General features: G+C 70.9%; 7 protein-coding genes. 4 read left to right on the top strand and 3 right to left on the bottom strand.

What is annotated here, in order from left to right; genetic code table 11:
• Positions 1 to 80: 80 nt before the first annotated feature.
• Positions 81 to 1,628: a hypothetical protein gene (locus V1258_RS02905; RefSeq protein WP_329748271.1), complete on the bottom strand. Its 1,548-nt coding sequence runs from the start codon at positions 1,626 to 1,628 to the stop codon at positions 81 to 83.
• An 85-nt stretch (positions 1,629 to 1,713) separates the two neighbouring features.
• Between V1258_RS02905 and lipB the strand changes: the two genes are divergently transcribed.
• From lipB to V1258_RS02890, 3 genes are all read left to right on the top strand, one after another.
• On the top strand, positions 1,714 to 2,430 hold the full coding sequence (gene lipB, locus V1258_RS02900; RefSeq protein ID WP_329748270.1) for a lipoyl(octanoyl) transferase LipB: 717 nt from the start codon (positions 1,714 to 1,716) through the stop codon (positions 2,428 to 2,430).
• Between the two features lie 63 nt (positions 2,431 to 2,493).
• Positions 2,494 to 3,516 carry a lipoyl synthase gene (gene lipA, locus V1258_RS02895; RefSeq protein ID WP_329746630.1) on the top strand — a complete coding sequence of 341 codons (1,023 nt, stop codon included), beginning with the start codon at positions 2,494 to 2,496 and terminating at the stop codon, positions 3,514 to 3,516.
• A gap of 30 nt (positions 3,517 to 3,546) precedes the next feature.
• A complete protein-coding gene (locus V1258_RS02890; RefSeq protein WP_329746629.1) occupies positions 3,547 to 4,266 on the top strand; it encodes a DUF4191 domain-containing protein in 720 nt (239 codons plus the stop codon).
• Positions 4,267 to 4,361: 95 nt separating this feature from the next.
• On the opposite strand, the gene V1258_RS02885 is transcribed toward V1258_RS02890, so the two are convergent.
• Positions 4,362 to 4,877 (bottom strand): hypothetical protein, encoded by a 516-nt coding sequence (locus tag V1258_RS02885; protein ID WP_329748269.1) that lies wholly within the window; start codon positions 4,875 to 4,877, stop codon positions 4,362 to 4,364.
• Between the two features lie 410 nt (positions 4,878 to 5,287).
• On the bottom strand, positions 5,288 to 5,722 hold the full coding sequence (locus tag V1258_RS02880) for an RDD family protein (protein ID WP_329748268.1): 435 nt from the start codon (positions 5,720 to 5,722) through the stop codon (positions 5,288 to 5,290).
• Positions 5,723 to 5,913: 191 nt separating this feature from the next.
• On the opposite strand from V1258_RS02880, the gene glnA reads away from it, so the two are divergent.
• Positions 5,914 to 7,344 carry a type I glutamate--ammonia ligase gene (glnA, locus tag V1258_RS02875; RefSeq protein WP_329748267.1) on the top strand — a complete coding sequence of 477 codons (1,431 nt, stop codon included), beginning with the start codon at positions 5,914 to 5,916 and terminating at the stop codon, positions 7,342 to 7,344.
• Positions 7,345 to 7,459: the final 115 nt, after the last annotated feature.

Below are 7,459 nucleotides of genomic sequence, written 5' to 3'. Positions count from 1 at the left end.
AGAACAGCCGTCCCAGAGGTAGACCCGCCCCCACCCTTCGGGCCCCCCCCCCCCCCCCCGCGTTCCGGGGCTGGTCCGCGTCACGCGTCGCGCTCGCGCACCTCCGTGATCAGCCACTGGCGCCCGTCCCAGACGAGATCGAGGATCACGGTGCCGGGCGCGGTCGCGGGCACCTCCGTGGCCTCACCCGCCGCGTCGGTGATGGTCGCGGCCTCGGTCGAGGTCTCCAGTCGGAGCGCGGCGGTGCCGGCGTCGAGATCGATCTCGAGCAGTTCCGCGTCCTGCACGACCGGTCCGCCGCCGCGGACGGTCGCGCCCTCGTACGCCGCGCGCACGGCGTCGTCCTCCGCGCGGGCGGCGCTTCCGGCGGCGGTGGGTGCCTGGTCCGAGGCGCTGGTGAGATAGGCGTGACGGGAGCCGGCGAGCTCAGCGCCGAGCGACCACGGGTCCTCGATCGGGACCGCTGCGGTCCCGGCCCCGGAGTCCGGCCCTGCCCCGGTTCCCTCCGTCCCCGACTCCCCCGTCGTCTCCCCGGTCCCGACCTCGCTCGCCGACCCCTCCCCGCGAGGTCCGTCGGAGAGCAGCCAGCCGCCGGTGCCGAGGACGAGACCGGCCGCGAGCACGCTCGCCCCGCTGAGCAGCGCGATACGGCGGGTGCCGGGATCGACGATGAGGCGGTGCACGGATCGCACCAGGTGAACAACCGGTGTGCCCCGGGAACCCCGCCTGCTCCGGTTGCCCCACGTGCCTCGGGTGCTCTTGGTGCTCCGGGTGACGTCGACATCCGCTGCCCGCGGAGCGGGACGGGGCCGGGCACGGTCCTCGGTCGACTTCTCCGCCCCGACCGGTCCGTCGCCGTCCTCGATCTCGTCGGCGGCGATCCCCGGCTGCGCCCGGGCGGGCTCAACCGTCACAGCAGGCCCGTTCCCGGCCGCCACGGGCGCCGGCTGCACCGCTCGATGGTCGTCGATGCGGCGGCGCAGGGTGCGATCGCGGTCCAAGAGGGTCGCGTCGATCCAGTGCCGATCGGCGAGCTGATCCAGAGCGTCATCACCACGACGCAGGCCGCGCAGGTCGAGGAGCACGACGGTGCCGTCGGCCCGGAGCCCGAGCGCCGAGGCCCCGCGGGCACCGAGCAACCAGCCCCGCTCATGGAGCGCCCCCACGAGCGCCTCGAGGTCCTCGCGCACCGCCCCGAGGGCGAGCCGTTCGGCCGTCGGAGGAGTGCCGTCGTGGTCGGCGCGGCGCCCGCCCCGCCGCGCCAGCTCCGGGGCGGATTCGCGCAGGTAGGCGTCGTCCTCGAGGGCCAGCACCGTCGGGGCCGCGCGCAGGGCGTCGACCTCGAGGGCGGCGAGCAACTGTGCCTGGTCCCGCACAGCCCGTCGGCCCTCCCCGCTGAGAGCCCGCACCCGCACCACGCCCTCGCGCCCCTGTTGCGCGACCTGCTCGACCACCACGTCCCCGTCGGCGTGGAGGATCCGCGGCCGCTCGACCAAGTTCGTCTCCGACCGCGCATGTCGCCCGGCCGACGGTCGCGTCCGGTCCCCGTCGGCCGACCAGCCGCTCCCGCGCGGGCCGGACAGCGACGGCGCTCCGGCCGCGAAACGATCCTCGTCGTAGTCGTGCATGGCGACCAGTGAAGCCCACCACGCCCCCTTCCCCGTCGGTCATCCACAATGCGCAGGTGAGGGCCCGCGGGAGTACTCTGAGCGGATGCTCGATGTGATCCGTCTCGGCTTCAGCGAACCCCTCCCCGGCGGGGACCGCCACGAGGAGTTCGGCCTGCCGGAGGGGCCGGTCGACTACCGCGCCGCCTGGGATCTGCAGCGCCGGCTCCATGCCGAGGTCGTCGCCGGGGAGCGGCCGGACACCCTGCTGCTGCTCGAGCACCAGCCCGTGTACACGGCGGGCAAGCTCACCGCCGACCACGAGCGACCCCGCGACGGCGCCGAGGTGGTCGACATCGACCGCGGCGGGAAGATCACCTGGCACGGACCCCAGCAGCTCGTCGGCTACCCGCTCGTAAAGCTACCCGTGCCGATCGACGTGGTCGGCTTCGTCCGCGATCTCGAGCGGACGATCATGGGCGTGTGCGGGCAGGTGGGCGTGGACACGATCCCCGTCGAGGGGCGCAGCGGCGTGTGGGTGCGCGGCACCGAGGGCGCCGCGGGCGAGCTGGCCGAGGATCGCAAGGTCTGCGCGATCGGGCTGCGGGTCTCCAAGCGCGCGACCATGCACGGCTTCGCCCTGAACTGCGACAACGACCTCTCGTGGGCCCGCAACGTGATCCCCTGCGGGATCGACGACGCCGGGGTCACCACGCTGACTCGCGAGGCGGGCCGCCGCATCGCCGTCGCGGACGTCGTGGATCTCGCCGCGGAGGCGCTGACCGATCTCGTGGCGCACCGCACCTCGCCGCGGGTGGCCTGACCGACACCTGCCGCGCGCGGATCGATAGACTGCCAGGACCGTCAAACGTATGGAGGCATCACGGTGACACTCGCTCCCGAGGGCCGACGCCTGCTGCGCGTCGAGGCACGCAACGCGGAGGTGCCGATCGAGCGCAAGCCCGACTGGATCAAGACCCGCGCGGTGATGGGTCCGGAGTACAGCGCGATGAAGAAACGGGTGCACGGCCAGGGCCTGCACACGGTCTGCGAGGAAGCGGGCTGTCCGAACATCTTCGAGTGCTGGGAGGACCGCGAGGCGACCTTCCTCATCGGCGGGGACACCTGCACCCGCCGCTGCGACTTCTGCGACATCGCCACCGGCAAGCCGATGGCCGTGGACCCGATGGAACCCTTCAAGGTCGCGAAGTCCGTGCAGGAGATGGGACTGCGCTACTCGACCATCACGGGCGTGGCCCGCGATGACCTGCCCGACGGCGCGGCCGGCCTGTTCGCCCGCACCTGCGAGCAGATCCACGCCATGAACCCCGGAACCGGCGTCGAGCTGCTGATCGACGACATCAAAGGCAACGGCGAGGCGCTGCAGCAGGTCTTCGACGCGAAGCCCGAGGTGTTCGCGCACAACCTCGAGACGGTGCCGCGGATCTTCAAGCAGATCCGTCCCGCCTTCCGCTACGAGCGCTCCCTCGACGTCATCTCGCTGGGCAAGTCCGCCGGGATGATCACCAAGTCGAACCTGATCCTCGGCATGGGCGAGACCACCGACGAGATCCTCGACTCGCTGCAGCGGCTGCGCGACGCCGGATGCGACATCATCACCATCACGCAGTACCTGCGCCCCTCCAAGCTCCACCATCCGATCGACCGCTGGGTCAAGCCCGAGGAGTTCCTCGATCTGTCCCATGCGGCCGAGGAGATGGGCTTCCTCGCGGTGATGGCCGGACCGATGGTCCGCTCCTCGTACCGCGCGGGCAAGCTGTGGGCGCAGTCCATGAAGAAGCTGGGGCGGGAGATCCCTGAGAACCTCCGCCACCTCGATCAGGACCAGCCCGCCCGTCAGGAGGCCGCGAGCGTCGTCGCCCGTCGCTCCCCGGCCGCCGCGAGCTGAGTCCGCACCCCCGGAAGGACCCCCACCCCCATGGCCCGCAAGAGCGAGTCCGAGAAGTCCGCGCCGAAGAAGCCCGGCCGCCTCAAGCAGATGCTCGAGGTGTACAGGTACACCCAGGAGGTGGACCGCACCACGCTGCCGCTGATGCTGGCGGCGATGCTCGGCGCGATCGTCGTCGGCGTCCTCGTGTCCTGGCTGGTGCTGAACAGCCCCTGGTACGGCATCTTCCTGGGCATCGCCGTGGGCCTGCTCGGTGCGATGCTGATCCTCGCCCGGAAGGCGGAGCGCGCCGCGTTCAGCCGCATCAAGGGCCAGCCCGGAGCGGCGCTCGCCGCCATGCAGTCGATCCGTCGCGGCTGGAATGTGACGGAGGAACCGGTGCAGATCGATCCCCGCAGCCAGAAGATGCTCTTCCGCGCCTCCGGCCGGGCCGGCATCGCGATCGTCGCCGAGGACTCCTCCTCGACCTCGATGAAGCTGCTCGAGAAGGAGCGCCGCTCGATCCGCCGCGTGCTCCAGCACGAGGGCGTCCCGGTGCACCAGATCGTGGTGGGCGACGGTGAGGGCGAGGTGCCCCTGCACAAGCTCCCCGGCTACATGACCCGCATGAAGCGCGAGCTCACCAAGGACGAGGCCTCGCAGGTCACCAAGCGTCTCTCGGCCCTGCAGCGCTCGATCCGCCAGCAGGTGCCCAAGGGCGTGGACCCGATGCGCGCCCGCCCCAACCGCAAGGCGATGCGCGGCCGCTGATCCGCCCAGCCACCGCGCCTCAGCACTCCAGACGCCCCCGTCCGGCTCCGGCCGACGGGGGCGTCGTGCTGTCCCGGGAGTCGTCGGTCTGGTCGTCAGGTCCACTGCCGGCTGTTGCCGATGCGCGGCATCTGCCCGTGACGGTGGCACCAGTGCACGTAGTGATCGAGGACGAGCGCCACGTCCGGATGCGTGCGGTACCCCCGCACCGTCAGCCGCGGTGGGCGGCGGAGCCGAGGGATGACCAGTCGCCGGTCGGCACGGGTCCTCACCTCAAAGGACGGGTACTTGGTGTCGGCCGGCGGCGGGAGCAGCTCGAGGACGTCCCACCAGGGCAGGACCAGCGGAGCCCCGAGAGCCGTGGCCGCCACCATCCCGTGCTCGTGGAGCACGACCCAGCAGCTGCGGCGTAGCAGCAGCAGAGCCGCCACCGCGAGGCACAGGGGGAAGGTCCCGAGCAGCGCGAACCCGACCACGAAGGCCCGCTCGTACTCCCCCCGGGGCACGTCGTGCACTACGAGGCCGACCGTGATGAGCACGTGGATCCCGGCCACTGCGAGGGCTCCGATCGCCCCCAGCAGCAACCTGGTTCCTGCCCCCGTCGAGCTCATCCGACCGAGGTCGACGAGCCGCCTCCCGAGCACGGGATGCGGATCGGGGCTCGGCGAGGGATGTCGCGGGGGGAACCGGGGGGCGACGGGATGCCCCGGTCCCGGAGGACCGCCGACTATCCCGGGGTACGGCAGCCCGCCCTGCGCGTCGACACGGTGCTTCTCAGGTGCGCGCGGGGGCAACGGGGTCTGGGGTCGGGAGGGACGCTCGATCACGCCGCCCAACCTAGCGTCCCGGCGTCTCGTGATCCGACCGTTGCCGCCGTGACCTTTTCGTAACCAAACTTTCTTCTCGCAGGTCAGAAGCGGAATCCGCCCTCAGCGGTCTGCTCGACCGGCGAGCAGCGCGCCGGGGGACTTCCCGGCGTCCCGGGGCGCCCGCAGCCCTCGTTCGCTCCCGTACGGACCCGTCATACGCGGATCACCGCGGTGCCCGCGGCGACGTCGTGGAGGGGCTGCGCATCACGGTTCCACACCACCGCCGGGAGCAGCAGGAGCATCAGCCCGGTACGGATCAGCGCCCGCAGGATCATCGGGCTGCGACCGCGCACCGGTAAGGTCCGCATCCGCAGCACGTACTGCCCCGGAGTCGCCCCGAAAAGCGCCAGGAACAGGACGTTCACCGCTGCGAAGAGGATCAGGTTGGCGAGGGCGTCATAGTCGAAGGCGACGGTCGAGACCCCCACGGCGAGAGCCCAGTCGATCACCAGCGCGAGGGGCCGGCGCCAGAACGGGGCGACGGATCCGTGGCCCGTCGGCGGCAGTCCCAGGGACGAGCCCTTGACGTATCCGGGGTCGCCCGGGGCGCCCTCCATCCAGGAGCCGAGGTCCTTGCGTTCGATCACGGAGGGAGCCTATCCGGGGGTCCTGGGCGAGGACGTGCTTCGGGAAGGCGGGACCGACGGCGCATAAGCTTGCTCCCACCGAGTCCGGCCCGCAGCGCGTGCCGGCCTCGGAGCAGGAGATCGCCCGTGCGGCACGACGAGCCCCGGGCAGGACCAGAACGGCGCGCCGCCCCGGCGCGGATGGAGGAGATGTGTTCAACAATCCCAGCGAGGTCGTCAAGTACATCGAAGAGGAGGGCGTCGAGTTCATCGACATCCGCTTCTGCGACCTTCCCGGCGTCATGCAGCACTTCAACGTGCCGGCGAGCAGCTTCAACGAAGAGGCCATCGCCACCGGTCAGCTCTTCGACGGCTCCTCGATCCGCGGCTTCCAGGCCATCCACGAGTCGGACATGAAGCTCGTGCCGGACCTCGAGACCGCCTACCTCGATCCCTTCCGCGAGCGGAAGACCCTGATCGTCAACTTCTCGATCGTGGATCCGTTCACCGACGAGCCCTACTCCCGCGACCCGCGCACCGTCGCCGCGAAGGCCGAGGAGTACCTGAAGTCGACCGGCATCGCCGACACCGCCTTCTTCGCCGCCGAGGCCGAGTTCTACATCTTCGACGACGTCCGCTTCAAGACCTCCGTCAACTCGGGCTTCTACTCGATCGACTCCGACGAGGCCGTGTGGAACACCGACCGCGACGAGTCCGAGTTCGGCGGCAACCTGGGCTACAAGACCCGTCTCAAGGGCGGCTACTTCCCCGTCCCGCCGAACGATCAGATGGCGGACCTGCGCGATGAGATCTGCGCGGTGCTCAGCGAGGTCGGCCTGGAGGTCGAGCGCGCCCACCACGAGGTCGGCACCGCCGGTCAGCAGGAGATCAACTACCGCTTCAACACGCTGCAGCAGGCGGCGGACGACGTCATGAAGTTCAAGTACGTCGTGAAGAACACCGTGTGGGACGCCGGCAAGACCGCGACCTTCATGCCCAAGCCCCTCTTCGGCGACAACGGCTCGGGCATGCACACCCACCAGTCGCTGTGGAAGGACGGCGAGCCGCTGTTCTTCGACGAGCGCGGCTACGGCGGTCTCTCCGACATCGCCCGCTGGTACATCGGCGGCATCATCGCCCACTCCCCCGCGCTGACCGCCTTCACCAACCCCACGGTGAACTCGTTCAAGCGTCTGGTGCCGGGCTTCGAGGCCCCCGTGAACATGGTCTACTCGGCCCGCAACCGCTCCGCCGCGATCCGCATCCCGGTCACCGGTTCCTCCCCGAAGGCCAAGCGCATCGAGTTCCGCGCCCCGGACCCGTCGGCGAACCCGTACCTGTCCTTCGCCGCGCAGCTGATGGCCGGCATCGACGGCATCCGCAACCGGATCGAGCCGCCGGAGCCGATCGACAAGGACCTCTACGAGCTGCCCCCGGAGGAGCACGCGCAGATCCAGCAGCTGCCCGACTCCCTCGGCGCCGCCCTGGACGCCCTCGAGGCCGACCACGACTTCCTCACCGAGGGCGACGTGTTCCCCGAGGACCTCATCTCGACCTGGATCGAGCTGAAGCGCACCACGGAGATCGATCCGTTCCGCTTCCGCCCGCACCCCCACGAGTTCGAGCTGTACTACGACATCTGAGCCCTACGGCCCGATGCAGCAGCGGGGGGGGGGAGGGCGGCGTCGGCGGTTGGGGGGGAGCGCATCAGAACGCATCGAATCCCCACCCCCCTTCCCATTGGGGGCCCCCGGGCCG

The organism is Brachybacterium sp. J153, assembly GCF_036311905.1.
In the GTDB taxonomy this organism is placed as follows: Bacteria; Actinomycetota; Actinomycetes; order Actinomycetales; family Dermabacteraceae; genus Brachybacterium.
This window is presented reverse-complemented; position numbering and strand designations above follow the sequence as displayed.